Below are 25,291 nucleotides of genomic sequence, written 5' to 3' on the forward strand. Positions count from 1 at the left end.
TTTATACGAGCTATTTCAAAATTTAGACCAAAAAATAATAGAAAAGCATAGGTAGAAGGAGAGATTTTCGTTAAAATTCAGGGAATAGAAAAATCATACACATTAAAAAACTTCCTCAAAGTAATGAGGAAGTTAATGATTTCTTATAATTTTACATTATGAACATGTCTTAGAGGATGTCCGAACCATACTGATGCAATCTGTTCAAAAAGTTTAAGATTACCAGTCGTATAAAATTTATGTTGAGGGACTCTATCTCCCTGATATAAAAGATTGTGATAAGATAATATCGTACTTACTTCTCTTGCCGTTTCATCGCCAGAAGAAATCACTGCAACCGATTCTCCCAAAACTTTTTGGATAATCGGTTTTAAAAGTGGATAATGAGTACAGCCAAGAATCAATGTATCGATATTCGTCTTTAATAGCGGTGAAATCGATTGATAAACCGTTTCATAGGCATTCTCCCCGTCTAATTCACCACTTTCCACAAGAGGGACTAACATTGGACAGGCTAAACTATAAACATCAATTGAAGAATTAATTTGCTTGAGCACTTCTGGATAGGCACCACTCTCCACTGTTCCGACTGTGCCAATGATCCCAACATTTAGATTATGAGTCGTTTTAATGGAAGCCCTCGCTCCCGGCTGTATAACGCCTATCACCGGAACTGGAAGTTTTTTCCTCAATTCCTCTAAAACAAATGCGGTAGCTGTGTTACAGGCAACGACTAACATTTTGATATCAGCATGAATTAAATAGTGAACCATTTCCCAAGTATATTGTCTAACTTGCTCTTTTGGTCTTGGTCCATAGGGGCATCTTAACGTATCACCCAAATAAATAAATTCTTCCTTTGGTAATTGACGAATGAGCTCCTTTGCAACGGTTAATCCCCCTACTCCAGAGTCAATAATTCCGATTGGTTCTTTCACGGTTGAATCGCCTTTCTTTGTATAATTTAATCGTCAGTACTTGTGCTATGGAAGGATATTTCCTTGTTTAACTGACATAATACTTCTTTTAATAAATCAATTTGCTCCTGGTTAAAGCTTTGTAAAACCTCTTCTAAATATTGTTGTCGTTTTAAGATGACTTCATCGATAATTGTTCTTCCTTTTTCTAGCAAATGGATCCGTACGACTCGCCGATCCTCAGAATCCGGGACGCGTTTCACTAATTCGTTTTTTTCTAATCTATCCACTAAATCTGTAGTCGTACTAAACGCTGAATATAGTTTTTTCGATAATTCACCTATGGTTAAATCTCCTTCATCTAATAACCATTGTAATGCAATAAACTGTGGGGTTGTGATGGGATAATGAGCCAAAATTTCCCTGCCTTTTTGTTTTAGTATATAAGAAATATTGCGCAAATCTTTTTCTAAATGTGCAATCGTTTCAATGTCAATTGGTTTCGGCACTTCTGATCCCCCTACATGTTAGCTAACTTGTCCAGCTCGAGCTCCTAGGTCTGGGCGAACATTAGCCAAAGCCATTAGCCATTCCACGGCCTAATCCAAGCCATGGCTTTGGCTTATTCCACCAGACCTGGCCAGTCGCCTCCGCTTTTCTATTCTATTTTCTATGTTTTTATTAAAAATATCAAGTTACGTTTTTGTTGCAAACAAAAAGAAGGCTGTATCCAGGATATTCCTGGATATCAGCCTCATTTTTTAAAGCTTTAACTCCCCCATGCGAAGGAGCTCAACAACAGCTTGCGAACGCCCCTTTACACCAAGTTTTTGCATTGCATTAGATATATGATTTCGGACCGTTTTCTCTGAAATAAACAACTCCTCAGCTATTTCTTTGGTTGTTCGGTCCTGAACTAGCAATTCAAAAACTTCTTTTTCCCGTTTTGTTAAAAGCTGCTTCGGTTTATATTCTTTATCATTCAATCGGGAACCCCTCCTTGCTGTTTCATGAGCCGCAAGGAATAAGGGGAATTATTTAGTCATAGTATCGTATGTATAAGTCAAAACCACCGTGCCCTCATTTCAGCATAAAACTTGGTTAGCAAACAAAAATAGTCAAATGTGTATACAAGCATCCAGAATTATACATTTCACCCTTTTAACTTTTCTAACTCTGTGAAATTAAACGGAGTGGGAGATCCAGATTGTGGGTTTATTTTTACAAGACGTCCACGCCCTGTTATACACACTTCCTCCTTTTGATTTATTCCGAGATAGTGGATATCTACTGAGGTATTTCCTACATAATTGGTTTTTACATACAATTTCAGTGAATCACCAAAAAAGATTTGCTTATGATAATCACATTGTAAGTCAGCTACAACAGGGATTCCCTCCTGCTCCTCATTAAAATCCTGAAAGACACCTAAATGCTTTAAAAATGAAATACGTGCTTCCTCAAAATATATAAACGGAGATACATTATTTACATGACCGAACATATCGGTTTCTGAGAAACGAACCTTAACGGGAATATAAAAGGAAAATTCTTTCTGCCATGTTTCAAAATCGGATATATAATTAACAGCCTTCACATACCTTCCTCCTATAATATAAGTTGAGCCTCTTCTTTGTGAGAAGAGGCTCAGCGTTTGTACATTAGTTGACGTTATCACTGCCAAAAAAGCTCTTAAATGATTGTAGAGTTGCTTCACGATTAAGTGCAGCAATAGAAGTTGTTAAAGGAATACCTTTAGGGCAGGACTGTACACAGTTTTGTGAGTTTCCACAATTAGCGAGCCCACCATCTTCCATAATGGTTTCCATACGTTCGCTTTTATGAAATTCTCCTGTTGGATGGGAGTTGAATAGACGAACCTGTGATAATGGTGCAGGTCCAATAAAGTTAGAATCACTGTTAACATTTGGGCAAGCTTCTAAACAAACACCACAAGTCATACATTTAGAAAGCTCATAAGCCCATTGGCGTTTACTTTCAGCCATACGAGGACCTGGTCCCAAGTCATAGGTTCCATCGATCGGAATCCACGCCTTCACTTTCTTCAATGAATCAAACATACGGCTACGGTCAACCGCTAAGTCTCTTACAACTGGGAACGTAGTCATAGGTGCTAAACGAATGGGTTGTTCCAATTGATCGACTAGTGCGGTACAAGCTTGTTGTGGCTTGCCGTTAATAACCATAGAACAAGCACCGCAAACTTCTTCTAAACAACCCATTTCCCAAAATACCGGTGATGTATTTTCCCCTTTTGCATTGACCGGATTTCGACGAATTTCCATTAGAGCTGAAATCACATTTAAGTTCTTACGATAGGGAATACTAAATTCCTCTTCATATGGCTTCGAATCGGGGCTATCCTGACGTGTTATAATCAAATTTATCTTTTTCGTATCACTCATGATTCTCCTCCCCCTCATTTGTGATTAATGTTTTTTCGTATAGTCTCTCTTTCTTGGTTTGATGAAGGAAATATCAACATCTTCATAATATAGGTCTGGCTGATTATTTTCCGCATCATATTTTGCCATAGTTGTTTTTAAGAATTCTTCATCATTACGTTCAGGGAATTCAGGCTTATAATGAGCACCACGACTTTCATTACGATTATAAGCCCCAAGCGTAATAACTCTGGCAAGTTGAAGCATATTCTTCAATTGTCTTGTAAACATAGCACCCTGGTTACTCCAGCGGGATGTATCATTAATATTGATATTCTCATAGCGTTCTAGTAATTCTTGAATCTTTTCATCTGTTTCTAGCAGTTTCTTATTTTCGCGAACAACGGTTACATTATCGGTCATCCATTCCCCAAGTTCTTTATGGATTTGATAAGCATTCTCATTACCGCTGTTCATCCCCATAATTTCTTCAAAATGCTCTTCTTCTTCCTTAACTTTTTGTTCAAAGAAAGTCGAAGAAATATCTTCCGTTGCTTTATCTAAGCCCTCTATATATTCTACGGCATTAGGACCTGCAACACTTCCACCAAAAATAGATGATAATAGTGAGTTTGCACCTAAACGGTTAGCTCCATGCTGGGTAAAGTCACACTCACCAGCGGCAAAAATTCCGGGGATATTAGTCATTTGATTATTATCTACCCATAAACCACCCATTGAATAGTGAACGGCAGGGAAAATCTTCATTGGTACTTTCTTTGGATCGTCTCCAACGAATTTTTCGTAAATCTCAATAATTCCACCAAGTTTAACATCCAATTCTTTCGGGTCTTTATGTGATAAATCCAGATAAACCATGTTCTCCCCGTTAATACCGAGCTTCTGGTTTACACATACATCAAAAATTTCACGAGTAGCGATATCACGAGGAACCAAATTACCGTATGCCGGATATTTTTCCTCTAAGAAATACCAAGGCTTACCATCTTTGTAAGTCCAGACACGTCCACCTTCACCTCTAGCCGATTCACTCATTAGGCGTAATTTGTCATCTCCAGGAATGGCGGTTGGATGGATTTGGATAAATTCTCCGTTCGCGTAGATGGCACCTTGCTGATATAAAGCTGATGCCGCTGAACCTGTATTAATAATGGAGTTCGTGGATTTACCAAAAATAATTCCTGGTCCACCGGTAGCCACGATGACAGCGTCACCTTTGAAGGCCTTAATCTCATGTGAATGTAAATCCTGTCCGATAACGCCACGACCTACTCCTTCATCATCAACAATTGCTGATAGAAACTCCCAGTTTTCATATTTCGTTACTAGCCCATTTACTTCATGACGGCGGACTTGTTCATCTAAAGCATAAAGCAGCTGTTGACCTGTTGTTGCTCCAGCAAACGCAGTACGATGATGCTGTGTTCCGCCAAATCGACGGAAATCAAGCAAACCCTCAGGTGTTCGGTTAAACATAACCCCCATACGATCAAACATATGAATAATGCCAGGTGCGGCTTCACACATCGCCTTTACAGGAGTCTGGTTGGCTAAGAAGTCACCACCATACACGGTATCGTCAAAATGAATCCAAGGAGAATCTCCTTCCCCCTTTGTATCTACTGCACCATTAATTCCACCTTGTGCACATACAGAGTGGGAGCGTTTCACAGGTACAAGTGATAGAAGATCAACATGCACACCTGCTTCTGCTGCTTTTACTGTTGCCATTAGTCCAGCCAATCCGCCGCCAACAACAACGATGTTACGATTACTCATAAAATTCACTCCCTGTTCAATAAAGATAAAGATTCTTTCATTAACTTACGAAAGCTATTAGTGTACTTACACCCACATAGGATAATGCTACGAAAATAATCATCGTCACGTATGTAACTATGCGTTGAGAACGTGGTGTAATGGTAAGTCCCCAGCTTACGGAGAAGGACCATAATCCATTAGCAAAATGGAATACTGCTGAAATGACACCAATAATATAGAACCAAAACATGAAAGGATGATCCAAAATATTGACCATCATGTCAAAGTTTACTTCTGTACCATGAATGGCATGGGCAATTCTTGTTTCCCATACATGCCATACAACAAATATTAAGGTAATAATCCCTGTTATACGTTGTAAATAAAACATCCAGTTACGAAAATATCCATATCTAGTTACGTTGTTCTTAGCTGTAAAAGCAATGTAAACACCGTAGATAGCATGGAAAATGAGCGGAAGGTAAATAATAACAATTTCCAGAACTAATACAAAGGGTAAGTTTCCCATCACTCCAGCTGCTGTGTTGAAGGATTCAGGACCCCATCTTGCAAATTGGTTAACAAATAAATGCTGAACTAAAAAGAGCCCAATTGGGATAACCCCTAATAAAGAATGTAGTCTTCGATAAAAAAATTCACGATTTTGCGCCATCTTAACCCCCCTCAATAGATGAAAATATTGTTTGGATACAATCACTGAGTAAAGCGCTTTTATTTTTCCAAAAAAAATATATTTTCTGGAAAATCCCCCTTCTCGCTTTATGAAAAATTCCTTTCATAACATTTTATATTTTACTCTTACCCTTTAATAGCGTCAAGGAAACTTCTGCCTAAAGTCGAATTTATTTTAATATTTTCACTAGTTCTGCAGTATAGCAGGTAATGCACTTCCTGAAGTGTGGTGTTCTTTTACAATAATATTAGTATTGCAATATTTATCATTCCCTATGATAATGAATAGTAGAAAGGGAGGAGAACAGTGGGAAAAGAGAAATCTTTACTTCAAAATGAAAATATTAAAGACATCCAAATTCCCTCGTTTGGATATGAATTGATTAGACAACTTACGTTAAATACAATTCTAGGTGAAGATGCAAATTTTGTTCACTATTATCTAGGAAAGAACTTAGCCAGACAGTATCCGTTGAAGCAAATAGAAGATCTTCAACTCTTTTTTCATGATGCTGGTTTCGGCCATTTAGACCTGATTAAACAAAAACGTAAGAAGCTTGAGTTTGAGCTAAGAGGTCCATTAATTGAAGAACGATTTTCCTATCAAGAACCTGTTTCATATCGATTAGAAGCTGGGTTTATTGCTCAACAGCTTTCCTATATATTAAATGATGATATCGAATGTATGGATGAAGAAAACAAACGACAGAAAACCATTACTTTTTATGCAGTAGAAAGAATTTGAGTCTATATTAAAGATGATTTAATGGAACTAGATATAAAGCAATTATATGAGCGTTTTTGACTTGATTCTGTCCATGAAATTATTATCCTAACCTGAAATAGGCTTCTACCAGCTTGGTTTTTACATCAGAATCTTATCCTTGATATTGAGAATTTTATAGGATCAGGAAAACATCTTTTCTTTACACTTCAAAACTATACAGCATTAGAAAAGCCCAAAATAAGTTTAGCACTCATTTTGGGCTTTTTAGATAATAACAGGCTATTCTTGTGAGTCATTTTCTTCTGTTTGCAAAGCATCCAATATTTTTTCAGCAACAGGATGAGGAATACCTAACCTTTTTAATTCATTTATATCAGCATGCCTGATATCATCAATGGATTTAAAATGTCGTAACAATAGTCTCTTTCTTTTTTGTCCAACACCCTCGATTTCATCCAATGCTGACTGAAATGAGCTCTTCCCTCTTAATTGACGGTGGAAAGAAATAGCGAAACGATGGACTTCATCCTGAATACGCTGGATTAAATAAAAGGGCTGTGATTTACGGTCCAAATTAACAACTTCAGGAGGCTCACCATACAACAGCTCACTTGTACGGTGCTTGTCGTCCTTAGCAAGACCGCACAACGGAATATCTAGACCGAGTTCATTCTCCAGGACATCCAAAGCAGCACTCATTTGTCCTTTTCCACCATCAATGAGGATTAAATCAGGTAACGGCATTTTTTCCTTGAGAACTCGCTTATACCTTCTCCTAATAACTTCACGCATGGTTTCATAGTCATCCGGACCTTCTACATCCCTAATTTTATACTTTCGATAATTTTTTTTGCTTGGCCTGCCATCAATAAAGACTACCATAGCAGAAACAGGATCTGTACCTTGAATATTTGAATTGTCAAAGGCTTCTATACGATGAGGGGTTTCAATATTTAATCGTTCTCCCAGTCCTTCTACTGCTTTAATCGTTCTTTCTTCATCCTGTTCAATAATAGAAAACTTCTCTTTCAAGGCTATTTTGGCATTCTTCATGCTTAATTCTACCAGTTCTTTTTTTCTTCCTCGCATAGGAATCTTAACATGGGTATCCAGTAAACCCTCTAACAATTCTTTATTCGTACCCAGTGGAACAAGGATTTCCTTAGGCTTCGGATGATTTTGGTGAAGATAAAAACGTCCGATATAACTCAGGAAAGTATCTTCTGGGTCATCGAAAAATGGGAATAGAGTAACATCGCGTTCAATTAGTTTTCCTTGTCTTATGAAAAAGGTTTGAATACACATCCAGCCCTTATCGTAATCGAAACCAAAAATATCCCGGTCCTGCTGGTCATTTAGTGTCATCTTTTGTTTTTCCATTACAGACTCAATATGTTCAATTAAATCTCTGTATTCTTTAGCCCTTTCAAACTCCAGGTTCTCAGAGGCTTCTTGCATTTTATTTTTAAGGTCTTTCTTTATTTCTGAATGTCCGCCACTTAAAAATTTCGTAATGCTTTGAACAATTTCCTCATTGGTTTCATCAGATACATGGAATTCACATGGACCTAGACATTGATGAATATGATAATAAAGACAAACACGATCAGGCATTTGGTTGCATTTTCTTAGTGGATAAAGACGATCTAAAAGCTTTTTCGTTTCCCTGGCTGCCGAAACATTTGGATAAGGACCAAAATATTTTCCCTTATCTTTTTTCACCTGTCTAGTAATAATAAGTCTTGGCTGCTTTTCAGATGTGATTTTTAAATAAGGATAGCTTTTATCATCCTTCAACAGCACATTGTACTTCGGATCATATTTTTTAATTAAGTTCATCTCAAGAATAAGTGCTTCTATTTCAGAGGATGTTACAATATAATCAAAATGGTCAATTTCCTGAACCAGGCGTTGTGTTTTTGTATCATGCGCTCCTGTAAAATAGGAGCGAACCCGATTTTTTAATTTTTTTGATTTCCCTACATAAATGACTTCATCATGTTTATTTTTCATTAAATAACACCCTGGCTGATCAGGGAGAACCGCTAATTTATCTTGAATGGCTTTATTCATTTCGCACACTCCTAATCAATCCGACATTTCACTTTATATCTTATATTATATTTTAATTGGACTTAATTGAAAAATAACGTACTCAGATTTATACTTTATATTATGAACCAATCCAAAATAAAATCCCCTGTCATTAATATGACAAGGGACCACTTCGTTTATGTTAGATTAGGATGCATGTTTATTAACAAGTTCAACAAGTGCTTCCTTTGGCTGATAGCCGACAACTTGGTCAACCACTTCCCCATCTTTAAAAAGAAGTAAAGTCGGGATACTCATAACACCATATTTTTGAGCAGTTTCCTGGTTTTCATCCACATCTAACTTTACGATTTTAACCTTTTCGGACATTTCACTGTCTAATTCTTCAAGTACAGGAGCAATCATTTTACAAGGTCCGCACCATGTTGCCCAAAAATCAGCAAGTACAAGTCCTTCTGAAGTTTCCTGGCCAAAACTTTGATCATTTGCATGTGCAATAGCCATATTACATTCCTCCTAGCGAAGCTAATTTCATTCCAAGTATACCACCTATTATCTAATCATTGCCAATGGTTTGTTTCTTATTACGACTTCCTTGAAAATTTTTCATTTATCATGTAGATATTTTTAAAGACAGTGCCAGAAGTTCCTTATCATAAAGGCTTCTGGCACTCTGTGATACTATGCATTTACTTTTAGATTTTTAATTTCCTCCGTTAATTTAGGAACTACTTCAAATAAGTCACCAACAATTCCATAATCCGCTACGTTAAAGATATTGGCTTCTGGATCTTTATTAATAGCGACAATGATTTTTGAGTTAGACATACCGGCTAAATGTTGAATCGCACCGGAAATTCCACATGCAATATATAAATCCGGGGTTACAACCTTACCAGTTTGGCCAATTTGAAGGGAATAGTCACAGTAATCAGCATCACATGCACCCCGCGAAGCACCTATTGCTCCTCCAAGAACATCTGCAAGTTCCTGTAGAGGTTCAAAACCTTCCTTGCTTTTCACTCCTCGTCCTCCGGAAACGATTACTTTGGCTTCTGAAAGATCTACGCCATCAGTAGTTTTACGTAATACATCTTTGATAACCGTACGTAGATCTTTAATGTCAACCTCTTTACTTGAAACATCACCACTTCTGCTATCATCACGGTCAAGTGCCGAAATGTTATTTGGACGAATAGTAGCAAAAATAATACCATCCGTTACAATTTTCTTCTCAAACGCTTTACCGGAATAAATAGGTCTCGTAAAGACTACATTATCTCCTGTCACTTCAATATCTGTTACGTCTGAGATTAAACCGCTTTCAAGCTTGCTGGCCAATTTTGGTGTTAAATCTTTTCCTGCAGCGGTATGCCCCATAACAATTCCCTCTGGATCTTCATTTTCAATAACAGCTAATGCCGCCTGTGCATATCCTTCAGAAGTATACGTTTCTAATTTTTCATCTTGAACTGTTACGGCACGATCTGCCCCATAATAAATCATTTCATTTGCAGCTTCTTCCAAACCTTCATTACCGAAAATCGCTGCTACAATCTCACCGTCTTCACTGATTTTACGAGCTGCAGCAACAGCTTCAAAGGAAACATTACGAAGTTCACCATCACGAACTTCCCCAAATACCACAATTTTTTTACTCATACTTATTCCCCTTTCCGAAGATGTTTAGGTTACGCTTATATCACTTTCGCATCGTTTCTTAATAAGTTCACTAATTCTTTAACCTGGTCGTCTATTTCACCTTCAAGAACTCTTCCAGCCTCTTTTTCAGGTGGTAAGAAAATCTCGATGGTCTTCGTTTTTGCCTCAACATCCTCTTCATCCACGTCTAAGTCATCTATTTCCAATTCCTCTAAAGGCTTTTTCTTAGCCTTCATAATCCCAGGAAGTGAAGGATAACGAGGTTCATTTAATCCTTGCTGACAAGTTACCAGCAATGGAACAGGAGCATCTACTTTCTCGACATCTCCTTCTACATCTCGTTCAATGTGAGCGGTATCCCCATCAATCTCCAAGTTTGTAATCGTTGTCACATAAGGGATATCTAAGTATTCTGCCAATCGTGGACCTACTTGACCACTTGCCTGGTCAATAGCTACGTTACCAGCAAGTATAATATCAACATCTTTATCCTCGAAGAAGGCTTCTAATACTTTAACTGTTGTGTATTGATCGCTTTCCTCTACATCGTCTTCTGTATTAATCAGAACAGCCTTATCAGCTCCCATAGCTAGCGCAGTACGTAATTGCTTTTCTGCGTCCTCACCGCCAATGGTAACGACTGTAACCTCTCCGTCATGTTCATCGCGAAGTTGAATGGCTTCCTCAATCGCATATTCGTCATAAGGATTGATAATGTATTCAGCCCCTTCATCATCAATTCGGCCATCCTCAATGACAATTTTCTCTTCTGTGTCAAAAGTTCTTTTCATTAATACATAAATGTTCATTTTATTACCTCCTCAGATCTATTCATCTTTAAAATTGGGCTTCCTCTTCTCAATAAAAGCCTGAATGCCTTCCTTTGCTCCATCTGTTCCAAAAATATGTCCAAATTGTGTTGCCTCTTCATCAACACCTTTTTGAAATTGGGAAGTATGTGCATAAGGTAATAATTTCATTACTGCCTGGACGGATGGTCTGCTTTTGTCTACTAGTCTATTAACTAGTTTCTCTGTATGTTCCTCTAATTCCTCCTCAGAAACAGAATAATTGGCTAATTGCCACTGAACTGCTTCTTCACCACTTATCGGATCACCTGTTAAGACCATTTCATAGGCTTTAGGTAAACCAACATAACGAGGTAAGCGCTGGGTTCCTCCAAAACCTGGAATGATACCTAAAGTTGTTTCAGGCAAACCCAGCTTGGCATTTTTCGTAACTATCCTTAAATGACAAGCCATAGCTAATTCCAGACCACCTCCCAATGCAGCACCATGAATAGAAGCAACAATCGGAATATGGAAATGCTCTATCCTATTAAAAATCTGCTGGCCTTTCTTTGCTAATGAAGTATAGTCATCATTATCAACTTGTGTAAATTCTTTAATATCAGCACCTGCTGAAAAGAACTTCCCTTCCCCTCGAATAACAATTGCTTTTACCTTTGGATTTTTTTCCATTTGATCTAAAGTGTGTGACAGTTCATCCAAAAGTTTGGAGGAAAGGGCATTAGCAGGTGGACTATTAAAAGTAATCAGGCCTTTGTTTCCTTCTACTTGATAGACCAAATGATCCACCATCTCCCGCCCCCTCTTAAATTATTTTTTTAATCCATTCGTGATTAAGTAGTGAACATCATTTGTTTGTGAAATAAGATCATATTTTTCTTCCTTCATCACCCAATTTGTTACCACCTCGTCTAATGTACCAAAAATCATCTGGCGAACGAGTTTTATATTTAATTCCGGATGAAAGAGACCTTCCTCAATACCTTCATTAAGAATATCATCAATAATTTCCAGATAGCCCTTTAAAACATCGTTAATTTTCAGACGTAAATCTTTATTCGATTGTCTTAGTTCCAGCTGAGTCACAACAGCTAAATGATGATTACTTGCCAAACGGCTAAAGTGCATTTCAATTAATGTACGTAGTTTTTCATCTGCACTTGTTTTTTTCTCCGTATCTTCTTTAATTTTTTCAATAAAATTCCCCATCTTCTCCTGAAACAAGGAAACTAAAATGTCTTCCTTATTACGGAAATAAAGATAGATAGTTCCATCAGCTACTCCAGCTTTTTTAGCAATTTTGGAAACCTGTGAGGCATGGTATCCATTTTCTGCTATAACTTCAACTGCTGCGTCAATAATTTGCTTGTACTTAGGTTTGTTTTTCTTCATAATGTTCTCCTTACATTTAAGAAAAGTGATATATTATTCCACAATAATCGTACTAAAATGAAAATCACTTTTCAATAAATGAATGAATGGTCATTCATTTACATTTTAAATGGAATTTTTATTACTGTCAATAATAAGGGGAACATTTCTATGGAATAATGGATTAAACAGACTGTTGATTTTCCTGCTTTGCTTTTTCTTCTTCAATTAATTGTCTCCTTAATATTTTTCCTACCGCAGTCTTTGGCAGTTCATCTCTAAACTCATATATTCTCGGAACTTTATAAGCTGCCAGGCTTTTTCGACAAAACTTATTTAGCTGCTCTTCAGTAACGTTGCTTCCTTCTTTCAGCACAACATAGGCTTTTACGGTTTCTCCGCGATAAGGATCTGGAATTCCTGCTACTGTAACTTCCTGTATCGCTTCATGTTCATACAATACTTCTTCTACTTCACGTGGGTAAATATTGTATCCACCAGCAATAATCATATCCTTCTTTCGATCAACAATATAGAAAAAGCCTTCCTCATCCATATAACCCATATCTCCAGTAAACAACCAACCATCCTTTAACACTTTCTCTGTTTCTTCAGGCCGATTCCAATACCCCTTCATCACTTGTGGGCCTTTTACTGCCAACTCTCCAACTTCACCAATTTCCATTTCTTCCATATTTTCTGCACTATCAAAAATTTTCGCGTCCGTATCCGGCCAAGGAAGACCAATACTGCCATTTACCCGTTTATCCCAAAGAAGATTCGCATGTGTGATTGGTGAAGATTCCGTTAATCCATATCCTTCGACGAGTTTGCCACCTGTTTCTTTTTCAAATTTTTCTTGTACTTCTACAGGCAATGGAGCTGACCCACTAATACAAGCCTTTATGGAGGATATATCGTAATCCTTTAATTTTGGATGGTTAAGAAGTCCGATATATATCGTTGGAGCACCTGGAAATAAGGTTGGTTTCTCTTTTTCAATAATCTTTAAAATATCCTCAGCATGAAATTGCGGTATCAGAATCATTTTTGTTGCCATCATAATGGATAGATTCATAACTGCTGTCATTCCGTATACATGGAAAAACGGAAGCACACCTAGTGTAATATCCTCTCCTTGTTTAATTTTATAAATCCACTGCTGTGACATTTGCGTATTGGCGACTAAATTAAAGTGAGTGAGCATTACACCCTTAGGATATCCAGTGGTTCCACCTGTATATTGGAGTAATGCAATATCTTCTTTAGGATTTACCTCCACTTTCTCAACATTACGAATGGATTCTTTTAATAGATGAACCCATTGGTGAACATGGCCGCCATAACTGCCGTGTAAAGGCTTTTCAAATTTACCGTACTCTTTCTTCTGGATAAATGGATAGGCAAGATTTTTTGGAAAGGGAAGATAATCTTTTATACCGGTGACGATGATATGCTCTAAGTCCGTTCTTTCCTTTACTTTTTTCACTCTTGGAAACAAAACATCCAGGCAAATAATCATCTTTGCACCTGAATCTTTTAATTGATACTCAAGCTCTCTTTCCGTGTACAAAGGATTTGTTTGCACAACGGTCGCTCCAGCCATCATCGCTGCATAATAACCGATAACGGATTGGGGTGAATTTGGCAGCATTATCGCTACCCTATCCCCTTTTTTTAAGCCTAAACTCTGTAAATAGCCGGCTACTCTTTCAGTCTGAATCCAAAGCTGTTGGAAGGTTAATTCTTTCCCCATAAAATGAAGCGCTTGCAATTTTGGGTACTTTTTTGTCGTATCTTGAAGAATTTCGTGAAGTGGTTTTTCATCGTAATCGATTGAAGTAGCAATTTCTTCTGGATAATGCTGATACCATAACCTTGTATCCTCTCCCATTAAAAAGCCTCCTTTTCTAATCTCTATCCCTTATTATATACAAATTGAAAGATAATTTAAAATATTTTTCACAGATAGAAAAGCGAAGGCTGGTGATCAGGTGATGAGACGAAAACACGGAGTGGGTTTGGTCACGGAAGGACTTTGGCTTACCTCCACTATGCCCCAGGAGCCGTAGCTGGACATAAGAATAACGAAAGGGCCTTGCTCTGCCCAGACTGCCTATGAAGAATACCGGTTGTCTGAATGAAGGACAATAATCTTTATTTTTACAGAGATTTGTCTTTCATCATTCGTATGAAGGACAAAGAAAAGGTGTTTAATCAAAATTTTGTCTTTCATTATTCAAATGAAAGACATTTTTGGCTGATTATATATTCTTTTGTTCTTCATATCTTCCATGAAGGACACTTCCTTCATAAAAATCATATTCTTTGTCCTTCAGCTCCCGCTTGAGATTGCTCATGAGGGATTCTCGCCCCCCTGCCGATGCCCCTAACTTCCTTCCATATGATTTTATATAAAACAGGGATACAGTCTATGCTAATATCCCCTAATGTAATAATCTTTATATAAATGTTCTAAGCGGTCACCAAATAAACAACGCCTACTACTAAAAAGATAATCCCTACAATCATGAGTACGATGGCTAATTGTTTCATAGCTTACTTCTCCTTAAATGATATTTGCCCCTACCACAAACGATAATCCTATGGAAATAATAAGGGAGATAAAACCAACTGCGCGGTTATCATTCTGAATTTCTTCATCAATTTTAAAGGTTGGCGTCAAAAATTCGAATATAAAGTATCCAATTAATAATAGTATAAAGCCATATATCCCCCAGCCAATGCTTTCCAACAGGGAATCATTATGTTCAAATGAAAAACGAAAAATGTTCACAATACCAAAGATCTTACCTCCTGTTGCCATTGCAACCGAAAAGTTCCCCTTTTTAATTTCCTTCCAGTTATTATATTTCGTAACGAGTTCGAATACAGCCATAAACACGATTAAACAAAGAATAACTACACTGTACCTTGCTGCTGTTTCCACAAATGGATTTTCCCAAAACATAAGTCGCTTCCTCCTCGATCCTATCTATCCTAATTCTAGTACGGTTACACCTGAACCCCCTTCACTCATTCCACCCAGTCGCTGACTTGTAATTGACGGGTGGCGCTCCGCAAATTTTTGTACACCCTTCCGTAAAGCACCTGTTCCTTTTCCATGAATAATGGATACACGGGGGTAACCCGCGAGTAAGGCATTATCAACATATTTTTCTAACTCCTGCAGAGCATCTTCATAACGTTTGCCCCTTAAATCAAGCTCTGTTTTTACATGATAGGATCTGCCTTTTACACTGGTTGTAGGTTTCTCTTCTTTTACAGGCTCTGGTCGTTTCACAAATAGTAAATTATCGCGTTTTGCTTTCACCTTCATCATACCAAGCTGAACTTGATAGTCTTTATCACCAGTTTTTTCAACTATAGATCCCTGTTGATTTAATGACTTAACTTTAACTTCATCTCCTGGTTCAAGCTCTTTCGTATCATCCTTCTGTTCAATCGTCTGATCTTTTTGCTCCTCAGTTAAATGGACATAGGCTTCAGATAGTTGTTTTTTGGCATCAATAAGCTCGTGTTCTTTAACCTCGGCATTGTTTTTCATGTTCTGTAATTTTTCTATAATTTCTTCAGCTTCTTTTCGAGCCTTGGTAACTTCCTTTTCTGCCTTTCGTTCCGCTTTTTCCCACAGCTTATCTTTTCTTTGCTCGAACTGACGCCACTTCTCTTCTAAATCCTTTCGAAGCTGATAAGATTCATTCAAAATCGCTTCAGCCTGCTCGTAGTCCTCATCTGCTTTTTTACGAGCCTCTTCAAGTGAAGCAATCATATTTTCTACACTTTGTGAATCCTGCCCGGTTAGTGATTTAGCATGGTTAATTACATTTTCATCTAATCCAAGCCTTCTGGATATTTCAAAAGCATTACTGCGGCCAGGGACCCCTAATAATAATCGATAGGTAGGGCGCAGGGTTTTAACATCAAATTCTACAGAAGCATTCATAACTCCTTCCCGATTAAATCCATAAGCCTTTAATTCAGGATAGTGTGTTGTTGCAATAACTCTTGCATTTCTGGAAATGACTTCATCTAATATAGCCATCGCAAGGCCAGCCCCCTCCTGGGGGTCTGTTCCAGCTCCTAACTCATCAAATAGAACAAGAGTCTTTTCATGTACCCCTTTTAAAATGTCCACAATATTGGTCATATGTGATGAGAAAGTACTCAGGCTTTGCTCAATGGACTGTTCATCTCCAATATCGGCAAATACATCATCAAATACAGCCATCTCACAGCCGTCTAAAGCAGGGACCTGTAAACCTGACTGTGCCATAAGGGTACATAAGCCAATCATTTTTAATGTAACCGTTTTACCACCTGTATTAGGACCTGTAATGACAATTGAGGTATAATCCTTTCCAATTTCCACATCGTTAGGTATCACTTCATCCGGGTCTATTAGTGGATGGCGTGCCTGTTTCATTTTAATAAATCCTTGGTCATTCATTGCAGGTTTAGCAGCATCCACCTCTTTACTAAATTTGGCCTTAGCTGCCATGAAATCGATTTTTTGTAATACCTGAACATTTTGTAAAATAAATCCTTGGTCATTAGCGATGTGAGCAGACAATTCCTGCAAAATTTTCTCCATTTCCTGCTTTTCTTCTACTTTTGCAGCTTGTAATTTATTATTTAATTCCACAACAGACTGTGGTTCAACAAATAATGTAGCTCCAGAAGAGGATTGATCGTGTACAATCCCTCCAAAAGAGCCCCGATATTCCTGTTTTACGGGAAGAACATATCGATCATTTCGAATGGTAACAATAGCATCGGACAGCATTTTACTTCTGGACTTTGTATATTGTTCTAATCTGTCCCTGACACTGTTTTCGTGGGAGCGTATTTTAGTACGAATATAACGGAGCGCTTCGCTGGCCCCATCCATAACGTGGCCATGATCATCAATACACGACTTGATATTTCGTTCTAACTCATTTAGCACCACAACCTGCTCCGTTAAATCCCTAAGTATTGGAAGTGAGAGATCTTCTTCTTCAATATCTGCTATAAATTGCTTAATCACTTTACCAGCTCTCATTGTACTGGCCACATCAAGACATTCAAAAGCGGTTAAGATTCCTCCGATACTGGATCGTTTTACATGGGGACGAATATCAAAAATGCCACCTAAGGGAATCTGTCCTTTCAATCGTAAAACTTGTCTTGCTTCATCGGTTTCTTCCTGCCATCTCACTGCCTCTGTTAATTGACTTGAAGGGTAGAGCTTTGAAGCTTTTTCTTTGCCTAAAGATGATCCGGCAAAGCTAATTAGCTGATCTTTCATTTTATCGAATTCAAGTGTTTTCAAGACTCTATCATTCATGTTGCCTTTACTCCTTTAAGATTTTTCCTTTTGTGATCAATTCGGCTAATTTATCTGTTGACCACGTATTTAATACGGTTTCCGGCTTTAGTTTTCCTTTTCTTGCAAAGCTTACCCCAATTGACATATCTTCTAACATATTATAGCTGTGAGCATCTGTATTTATAGCGATTCGAACACCTTCATCCTGCGCTTTCATCAACCAATTCCAGGCTAAATCCAAACGGTTAGGATTTGCATTTAATTCTAAAGCTGTATTGGTTTTTTTAGCGTATTGAATAAGCTCTTCATAGTCTACTTCATAACCAGACCTTTTGCCAATTAATCTACCTGTTGGATGGGCGATTAAATTCACATAAGGACAATCCATCGCATTCTTTAAACGCTGCATAATTTTATCTCTGGATTGGGTGAAGCTAGAATGAATAGAAGCAATAACAAAATCCATTTCTTTAAGAAAGTCTTCGGAAAAATCTAAAGAACCATCTGGCAAAATGTCCATTTCAATTCCTGCAAACACATGGATATCATCATATTTTGCATTAACACGGTTGATCTCTTCCCGCTGTTTTCTGAGCCGCTCTTCGTTAAGTCCATTAGCAACTCGTAGATACTTCGAGTGATCTGTTATGGCAATAAAGGAGTATCCTTTTTCTCTAGCCCTGTTAACCATTTCTTCTAAAGATTGAGCACCATCACTCCATGTCGTGTGCATATGCAAATCTCCCCGGATATCCTCATGGGAAATGATTGAAATAGGTTCCTTCGCTTCTTCGATTTCCCCAGTATTTTCCCGAAGTTCAGGAGGGATGTATTCTAAACCAAAATGGTGGAAAAATTCCTTCTCACTTTCAAAGGTAAAGATTTCTCCTATATCCATATCCTCTACACCATACTCACTAATTTTCTCGTTTTTTTCCTTCGCTATTTGTCGCATGGATACATTGTGATCCTTTGAACCGGTGAAATGGTGCAGAGTAGTAACAAATTCCTGAGGCTCAACAAGCCTGAAATCTACTGAAACTTCATAGCCTTCATTTAAAATAATGGTTACTTTTGTAGAACCTGCTGCCTCCACATGCTCAATATTATCCAAATCAAGCAATTGATTTTTGACTTTTTCAGGATGATTGGTGGAAATAATAAAATCTAAATCCTTTATGGTTTCCTTATATCTTCGAATACTTCCAGCCCTAGAAAATTGAACAACATGCTGAAAATTTTCAAGCTCTTTTTCAATTCTTTCTACAATCGGAAGCATAAATACAATGGGCAATCTTTCTGGTCTTTTTGATTGATCCTCTAAAGCTTTAAGGATTTTTTCGGCCGTTTTCTTTCCAAATCCACTAAGAGCTTCTACTTGGCCATTTTCGCAAGCTTCTTTTAACGATTGAGCATCGATTACATTCAACTCCTGATAAAGCTTAGCAAGCTTTTTTCCTCCTAATCCCTGCAGGTCCAATAATGGAATCAGACCTGCTGGAACCTCTTCCTCAAGCTGTCTTAGCGTATCAGAATGTCCATTGTCAATAAACTCCTGAATAACAGCGGCCGTTCCTTTGCCGATTCCTTTCATCTTTGTAAAATCATCCATCTCTGAAAGGGAGCGATCGTCTGTTTCCAAAGCCTGGGCTGCTTTTCGATAAGCTGAAATTTTAAATGGATTTTCCGCTTTTAACTCAAGATATACAGCAATTTTTTCTAATAATTGAATAACCTGTTTTTTATTTACATTCATATCTATCACCTGCTTTTTATCATTTCCGGTAAAGAAAAAACTTCTCTCTAGTCGGAGAAGTTTTGTAAAGCCTCTGAGATGTGATTATCCCACAAATTCGTAATTTGCTCAGAGAATAACGGTGTATGCTCAACCATAAATTGAGCAATCAATGAATCACCTACATATTGTTGAATAAAGTCAATCGGAATAAGCGCAGCAAAATAAAGAATAATAAACATTATAAAGTATGTCTCAACGAAGCCTAAAATAGCACCCAACAAACCATTTAAGCTATGCAAAATAGGTAAATCAGCCACAAAATCAAGCATATTGGCGATGATTTGTAATATAATCTTTACGATAAAGAATAAAATAACAAAAGCTATACCATTATAAAAGGCTGTTTCTAAAGGCATATTTTGAAAGAAAGCACCAAATCCCTCTTGTCCAAAATCAGGATAAGGAATCCACATGTTTAAGATTGGTGCCAGATTGTCGTAGTATAATACGGCAATTATAAAAGCAACGATAAAACCGGTTAGATGAAGAACCTGCATAATAAAACCTCGTTTCAGGCCAACAAGAAGTCCAACCAGTAGCATCGCAAGAAGTATGATGTCAACCATTTTTTCTCCGTTCCCCTCTTCTCATTTGCTCAGCAAGCAATCGATTTTCTTCTTTTAATTGTATATAATCATTCATCGTATTTACAGCCGTTAATACAGCTAATTTTGCTGTATCCAGTCGCGGATTGGTTTCTTGAATTTCTCTCATTTTTTCATCTACCATATCGGCAATAAGTTGTATTTGATGGGGAGGTTCATCTCCAACAATCGTATATTTTCTATTATGAATGTATACCGTTGTTTTATTTTGATCTGAATGAGACACTTACAAAGCCCCCTTATTTTACATCCTAAAAAATATATTAACACGAATTTTAAAAGATGGAAATCAAACAATAATAGAATAGGCAGAAAGATTTCATTTGATATAATAAAACATATGTAAAAAGTCTTTCCGTTTGGCCGTTTTCTAAAGAAGCGTTTTCTTAAAAAAAGTCAATTCATTGATAGCACGCTATACAACAGGCCAATTATCCGAAGACTTCTCATAAAATTATACACATTTTTCTCGTACTATGTAAAAGCATCGAAGCATTCTTTTTCCTGCGGGAAGAGTAGTCTGGTGTGAAGCGAAGAGGTTCACAGCTCATCACCAGAACGTAGTATATTTCACCTGCGTCAGAAGAATAACAAACGATGAGAAAACGATAAAAAAGTAGATGTTGTTCAATGTAGATTTTAGAAAAAGGAGTATATTTATGTCGCAAAGCGTAATGAAGGCTTCAAAAGACGTTTTATATAAAATGCAAGAATACTATAAGGATCAATTAAAGCCTGATCCGCCTGTACACACTTTTTTTGCCGCCAAAGTAAACGGTTGTGCGATTACCGCTTATAAATCCGGAAAAGTTTTATTTCAAGGAAAAAACCATGAAATAGAGGCTAATAAATGGGGTAGTTCAAAGAATACACAGCAGAAATATCAAACAAAACCAGACCGGCAGATTCCCTCCTTTGTTAACCAAAGTCATATCGGTTCAGATGAGGCAGGTTCCGGTGACTTTTTTGGGCCTTTAACAACAGCAGCAGCCTATGTTGAAGAGACTAAGATACCTTTATTAAAAGAATTAGGGGTAGGGGATTCGAAAACGATGTCAGATGATAAGATTATGGAACTTGCTAAAAAAATAAGACAGGCAGAAATCCCCTACAGTTTAATGGTATTACATAATCAAAAATATAATCATTTGCAGCAAAAGGGATGGACACAAGGGAAAATGAAGGTCATGCTTCATTATCACGCCATCATGAAAGTTAGACAGAAAATGGATACGTCCCAGCTTAAAGGCATTCTCGTCGATCAGTTTTCCGAGCCCCATGTATTCAAACGACATTTGGCTTCGGAACAAAAACGCATGCCTAACCAATTTCATTTTATGACTAAGGCAGAGAGTTACTCTATAGCGGTTGCTGCTGCTTCTATTATTGCCCGGGCTAAGTTTGTAAAAGAAATGGACCAACTATCCCGGGAAATCGGGTTTCACCTTCCAAAAGGTGCCAGTAAAAAAGTAGATGAACAAGCAGCAAGAATTATCCAAAAGAAGGGGAAACAAACCCTTCATGATTGCTCCAAAATTCATTTTTCTACTTATCAAAAGGCAGAAAACTTGTTGAAAAATAAACGTAACACCTAAAAATCAACTAGAACCTGCGAGAACAATTGGACAGAAGAAACCGGTTACGCCCAACCACATAAGCAGAATACACAAAAATCACATGAAGTAAGATTCTTTACTCGGAATGAATGACTATTGAAGATAATGGATGTACATCCATAGAAGCCTACTTATAAATTAAGCGATAATAGTACCTTGTCATAACAATAATGAATAGATGATAAAAATTGTGCAGCCATTTATTTTGAATCGTTTGGATGACATGGAGTTGATTCATAACATAGTCCACCGCTTTTAAAGCCAAAAAAGAACTAACACTTGCTGTTCTTTCTTTAAAAAGCTTAATGAAAAGAGTAGAAACAAAAGAAATCGTCAATGCATATAGCGGTTCTATTTTAAAGTGATTATGCCATGTAAAGGTTTTTCCTGGTTTGAATCGAATCTTACTACTGGCAGTTAATCCAAACAATATATTTACAGTTGTAGCTGTCGACATACAAAATAGTGACAATAAACGAACAACGACATTTTTTCGCTTTAAGAAAAACAACCATACATCACTAAGTTTAAAAAATGTCGGAATCAATATTACCGTGTAAATAAGTTTCCACCAGTTATGCTGATATACTTTCATATAGATAAACGTGAGTTCAATAAAAGCAAAGTAGGCAGTGAAAAAGAATTTTAGTTTCCATCCAGCCTGGAAAGCCGAAAGAAAAACAGCGGTAAAAGGAATATAAATCACTTGTGATAGGATTGCCCCAAAAATATTGTCGAGATAGGGATTTTTTAAAAACCTGGGCTTATATTGATAAGCTCTGAGATAATTTAAATTCACAAATTCAAATATACATGCAAACCCTACACAAGAAAGAACCAGAACAATCAATTGTTTTTTATTGTTATATTTGTAAAAGGTAAAAAGTAAAAGAAGACTTTGTATAACCCCTAAAATAAGATATGGCCATGTATTTCGACTGCTGATGCGTTTCATATCCACCATCGTTTCTTTAAATGTTTTTATGTAGTATCTGTCTGATGGAGGAAAACTATGAGTTTTTTGATGAAAATGGCCCTAATAAGGCATTCCTTATTAAGGCCATTTTTCATGTATAATTAACCTCTTAGCACTGCATGGAAGCTATCTTCAACTGTATTAACAATTTGTTTACGTGCTTCTTCTACCTGCTCATCCTTAAGGGTAGCCTCAGGGTCCTGGAATCGAACACTAAAGGCAATTGATTTTTTCCCTGCATCCATGTGCTCACCTTGATAGATGTCAAACACTTGAATATCTTTAAGATATGGTTTCCCTGCATCTGAAATTACATCCATGATACGTTTAGCTGGTATTTCTTCATCCACAACAAAAGCTAAATCCTGTGAAACAGATGGATAGCGTGGAATGGGTTCATAAGATCCTTCGTTCTCCATGGCTACCTCTAATAGCCGATCTACATCCAAGTCAAAAACGTAGGTGTCTGTAAGATCCATATCTTTTTGTACAGCTGGATGGATTTGTCCGATAAAGCCAACATGTTCATCCTGAACCAGAATCGCCGCGGTTCTGCCTGGATGCATTTGCTCCATTTTTAGTGATTCAAAAGAAGCATGTTGAATATCAAGTAGATCTAACAATCCTTCTACTACACCTTTTAGGACATAGAAGTCTACAGTCTTCACTTCCTTTTGCCATTGCTGGTTAACCCAGATACCTGTAATGGCCGCACTAAGGCGAAGCTGTTCATCTGGCTGTTTAGAAATGTTCTCTTCCTTATTTACATAAATGGATCCTAATTCATAAAGTGCTACATTCTGTTGCCGGCGGGCTAAATTGTATTGAACACTAGATAAAAGCTCAGGCAAAATGCTTAAACGCAAATGACTATGGGCTTCACTCATCGGCATTGCTAGCTTAACTGCTTTTGGCTGTAGAGCACGGATATATTGATCCATAAATTTAGCTGTATTCTCTTCTTTTGTTAGTGAATAGGTCATTGCTTCGTTTAGTCCAGCACTTTGCATATAGCGGTGAATGCTTCGTTTTAATTTTTGTTTTGTAGTTAAACCGCCAGCATTAGAGGTCCCTTCAGGCAATGTATAAGGGAGCTGATCATATCCGTAAATTCTGGCAATCTCCTCCAACATATCTTCTACAATTTGAATGTCACCTCGACGAGATGGAGCGTAAACCGTAAAGTGAGCATCTGCTTCCTCAAATGAAAAGCGAAGACGATGTAAAATATTTTTCATTTCTTCAACAGAAATAGCTGTTCCAAGGCGACGATTAATGGTTTTAGCATCGAATTCAACGATGGATTGTTCAACAGCTTGCTCATCAAATTCCGCAATACCTTCTAACACCTCTCCACCTGCATATTTCTGCATAAGCTGACATGCTCGAAGACCTGCTTCCTTAACCCGATTAGGATCTACTCCCCGTTCAAATCGTATACTGGATTCACTGCGAAGTCCGTGATCTTTGGCGGCCTTCCGAACCGTTAGAGGATTAAAATACGCAGCTTCTACTAAAATTGTAGACGTGTCATCCTTAACCTCGGAATCTACTCCTCCCATAACACCTGCAAGAGCCATTCCTTCTTTACCGTTTGTAATGAGAAGATGGTCTTTCTGTAAATTCCGTTCTTCCCCATCTAACGTTGTCATGGTTTCTCCATTACGTGCTCTTCTAACGACAACTTCATTTGAACCAAACCGGTTAAAGTCAAAGGCATGAAGTGGCTGTCCATATTCCATAAGTACATAGTTTGTAATATCGACAACATTATTTATCGGACGAATTCCAGCGGCAATCAGGCGATTTTGCATCCATAATGGAGATGGTCCAATTTTGATGTTTTTTACGATATAGGCGCCATAATAAGGGTTCAAATCCGCATCCTCTACACGGACTTTCACATAATCCTCTGCTTTTTCATCGATTCGATTGACTTCAACTTCAGGCAGGTGAAGGTCTTTGTCTAAAATAGCCGCAACTTCATAAGCCATTCCCATCATACTAAAGCTATCTGCCCGATTTGGTGTAATATCTAAATCTAAAATAGTATCATTCAAATTTAGTAAATCAACCGCATTGCTTCCAACTTCAGTATCCTCTGGAAAGACAAAAATGCCATCTTCAAATTCCTTTTGAATAAATTTTTGATCAATCCCAAGCTCCTGAAGTGAACAAATCATCCCATTTGATACTTCACCGCGAAGCTTTGTCTTTTTAATTTTCATTCCGCCTGGAAGTCTGGCACCCGGCTTGGCAACAACCACTTTTTGACCTGTCGCTACGTTAGGGGCACCACAAATAATCTGTAATTCTTCATCTCCAACATCCACCTGACATACATTCAGCTTATCAGCATTTGAATGCTGTTCACAGGACTTCACATAACCGACAACGATATTTTTCAAACCTTCCCCAAACGTTTCAACACCGTCAACTTCAATTCCGCCTTTTGTAATTTTTTCGGCCAAATCATCCGGGGATATATCATCAAGATCAACATATTGTTTTAACCAATTTAATGATAAAAGCATTCTCCATTT

The 25,291-nt window shown here is 37.5% G+C and carries 23 protein-coding genes; 2 read left to right on the plus strand and 21 right to left on the minus strand.

Going from position 1 to position 25,291, the window contains the following annotated elements; translation table 11 throughout:
• Nucleotides 1-143: 143 nt before the first annotated feature.
• From racE to BMX63_RS12055, 7 genes are all read right to left on the minus strand, one after another.
• Nucleotides 144-938, minus strand: coding sequence for a glutamate racemase (gene racE, locus BMX63_RS12025; RefSeq protein WP_093135956.1), 795 nt, complete (start codon nucleotides 936-938; stop codon nucleotides 144-146).
• Between the two features lie 26 nt (nucleotides 939-964).
• Nucleotides 965-1,426, minus strand: a complete 462-nt coding sequence (locus BMX63_RS12030) for a MarR family winged helix-turn-helix transcriptional regulator (RefSeq protein WP_093135959.1) — start codon at nucleotides 1,424-1,426, stop codon at nucleotides 965-967.
• 252 nt (nucleotides 1,427-1,678) lie between these two features.
• A complete protein-coding gene (locus BMX63_RS12035; RefSeq protein ID WP_093135961.1) occupies nucleotides 1,679-1,903 on the minus strand; it encodes a helix-turn-helix domain-containing protein in 225 nt (74 codons plus the stop codon).
• A gap of 167 nt (nucleotides 1,904-2,070) precedes the next feature.
• Nucleotides 2,071-2,514 carry an acyl-CoA thioesterase gene (locus BMX63_RS12040; protein WP_093135963.1) on the minus strand — a complete coding sequence of 148 codons (444 nt, stop codon included), beginning with the start codon at nucleotides 2,512-2,514 and terminating at the stop codon, nucleotides 2,071-2,073.
• 64 nt (nucleotides 2,515-2,578) lie between these two features.
• Complete coding sequence (sdhB, locus tag BMX63_RS12045) at nucleotides 2,579-3,343, minus strand: succinate dehydrogenase iron-sulfur subunit (RefSeq protein WP_093135965.1); 765 nt, start codon at nucleotides 3,341-3,343, stop codon at nucleotides 2,579-2,581.
• 24 nt (nucleotides 3,344-3,367) lie between these two features.
• Nucleotides 3,368-5,122 carry a succinate dehydrogenase flavoprotein subunit gene (sdhA, locus tag BMX63_RS12050; protein WP_093135967.1) on the minus strand — a complete coding sequence of 585 codons (1,755 nt, stop codon included), beginning with the start codon at nucleotides 5,120-5,122 and terminating at the stop codon, nucleotides 3,368-3,370.
• A 40-nt stretch (nucleotides 5,123-5,162) separates the two neighbouring features.
• The gene (locus BMX63_RS12055) at nucleotides 5,163-5,777 is read right to left on the minus strand and encodes a succinate dehydrogenase cytochrome b558 subunit (RefSeq protein WP_093135969.1); all 615 of its coding nucleotides are present in this window, start codon (nucleotides 5,775-5,777) and stop codon (nucleotides 5,163-5,165) included.
• A 327-nt stretch (nucleotides 5,778-6,104) separates the two neighbouring features.
• Here BMX63_RS12055 and BMX63_RS12060 point away from each other — a divergent pair, with 327 nt between their 5' ends.
• On the plus strand, nucleotides 6,105-6,542 hold the full coding sequence (locus tag BMX63_RS12060; protein WP_093135971.1) for a YslB family protein: 438 nt from the start codon (nucleotides 6,105-6,107) through the stop codon (nucleotides 6,540-6,542).
• Nucleotides 6,543-6,803: 261 nt separating this feature from the next.
• Here BMX63_RS12060 and uvrC read toward each other — a convergent pair whose 3' ends face one another.
• The 12 genes from uvrC to zapA all read right to left on the minus strand — a co-directional run bounded on the left by uvrC (nucleotide 6,804) and on the right by zapA (nucleotide 20,382).
• Nucleotides 6,804-8,597: an excinuclease ABC subunit UvrC gene (gene uvrC / locus BMX63_RS12065; RefSeq protein WP_093135973.1), complete on the minus strand. Its 1,794-nt coding sequence runs from the start codon at nucleotides 8,595-8,597 to the stop codon at nucleotides 6,804-6,806.
• Nucleotides 8,598-8,765: 168 nt separating this feature from the next.
• Complete coding sequence (gene trxA / locus BMX63_RS12070; protein WP_044158457.1) at nucleotides 8,766-9,083, minus strand: thioredoxin; 318 nt, start codon at nucleotides 9,081-9,083, stop codon at nucleotides 8,766-8,768.
• A gap of 177 nt (nucleotides 9,084-9,260) precedes the next feature.
• On the minus strand, nucleotides 9,261-10,241 hold the full coding sequence (locus BMX63_RS12075) for an electron transfer flavoprotein subunit alpha/FixB family protein (RefSeq protein ID WP_093135975.1): 981 nt from the start codon (nucleotides 10,239-10,241) through the stop codon (nucleotides 9,261-9,263).
• Between the two features lie 35 nt (nucleotides 10,242-10,276).
• Nucleotides 10,277-11,050: an electron transfer flavoprotein subunit beta/FixA family protein gene (locus BMX63_RS12080; protein ID WP_093135977.1), complete on the minus strand. Its 774-nt coding sequence runs from the start codon at nucleotides 11,048-11,050 to the stop codon at nucleotides 10,277-10,279.
• An 18-nt stretch (nucleotides 11,051-11,068) separates the two neighbouring features.
• A complete protein-coding gene (locus BMX63_RS12085) occupies nucleotides 11,069-11,842 on the minus strand; it encodes an enoyl-CoA hydratase (RefSeq protein ID WP_093135979.1) in 774 nt (257 codons plus the stop codon).
• Nucleotides 11,843-11,860: 18 nt separating this feature from the next.
• Entirely contained in the window at nucleotides 11,861-12,442 is a 582-nt protein-coding gene (locus BMX63_RS12090) for a fatty acid metabolism transcriptional regulator FadR (protein ID WP_093135981.1), read from the minus strand.
• Nucleotides 12,443-12,605: 163 nt separating this feature from the next.
• Nucleotides 12,606-14,315: a long-chain-fatty-acid--CoA ligase gene (locus BMX63_RS12095; protein ID WP_093135983.1), complete on the minus strand. Its 1,710-nt coding sequence runs from the start codon at nucleotides 14,313-14,315 to the stop codon at nucleotides 12,606-12,608.
• A gap of 675 nt (nucleotides 14,316-14,990) precedes the next feature.
• Nucleotides 14,991-15,392 (minus strand): DUF350 domain-containing protein, encoded by a 402-nt coding sequence (locus tag BMX63_RS12100; protein WP_093135985.1) that lies wholly within the window; start codon nucleotides 15,390-15,392, stop codon nucleotides 14,991-14,993.
• A gap of 24 nt (nucleotides 15,393-15,416) precedes the next feature.
• Nucleotides 15,417-17,771, minus strand: a complete 2,355-nt coding sequence (locus tag BMX63_RS12105; protein ID WP_093135987.1) for an endonuclease MutS2 — start codon at nucleotides 17,769-17,771, stop codon at nucleotides 15,417-15,419.
• A gap of 7 nt (nucleotides 17,772-17,778) precedes the next feature.
• Nucleotides 17,779-19,509 (minus strand): DNA polymerase/3'-5' exonuclease PolX, encoded by a 1,731-nt coding sequence (polX, locus tag BMX63_RS12110; RefSeq protein WP_093135989.1) that lies wholly within the window; start codon nucleotides 19,507-19,509, stop codon nucleotides 17,779-17,781.
• A gap of 47 nt (nucleotides 19,510-19,556) precedes the next feature.
• Nucleotides 19,557-20,117: a CvpA family protein gene (locus tag BMX63_RS12115; protein ID WP_093135991.1), complete on the minus strand. Its 561-nt coding sequence runs from the start codon at nucleotides 20,115-20,117 to the stop codon at nucleotides 19,557-19,559.
• A complete protein-coding gene (zapA, locus tag BMX63_RS12120) occupies nucleotides 20,110-20,382 on the minus strand; it encodes a cell division protein ZapA (protein ID WP_093135993.1) in 273 nt (90 codons plus the stop codon). The genes BMX63_RS12115 and zapA overlap by 8 nt, the downstream gene beginning before the upstream one ends.
• A gap of 433 nt (nucleotides 20,383-20,815) precedes the next feature.
• Between zapA and rnhC the strand changes: the two genes are divergently transcribed.
• Nucleotides 20,816-21,751 (plus strand): ribonuclease HIII, encoded by a 936-nt coding sequence (gene rnhC, locus BMX63_RS12125; protein ID WP_093135995.1) that lies wholly within the window; start codon nucleotides 20,816-20,818, stop codon nucleotides 21,749-21,751.
• A gap of 148 nt (nucleotides 21,752-21,899) precedes the next feature.
• Here the strand turns inward: rnhC and BMX63_RS12130 are convergent, their stop codons facing one another.
• Nucleotides 21,900-22,736 carry a hypothetical protein gene (locus BMX63_RS12130; RefSeq protein WP_220083831.1) on the minus strand — a complete coding sequence of 279 codons (837 nt, stop codon included), beginning with the start codon at nucleotides 22,734-22,736 and terminating at the stop codon, nucleotides 21,900-21,902.
• A gap of 113 nt (nucleotides 22,737-22,849) precedes the next feature.
• Nucleotides 22,850-25,282, minus strand: coding sequence for a phenylalanine--tRNA ligase subunit beta (gene pheT, locus BMX63_RS12135; protein WP_093135999.1), 2,433 nt, complete (start codon nucleotides 25,280-25,282; stop codon nucleotides 22,850-22,852).
• Nucleotides 25,283-25,291 lie beyond the last annotated feature (9 nt).

The organism is Salinibacillus kushneri (assembly GCF_900111405.1).
Taxonomy (GTDB): domain Bacteria; phylum Bacillota; class Bacilli; order Bacillales; family Alkalibacillaceae; genus Salinibacillus; species Salinibacillus kushneri.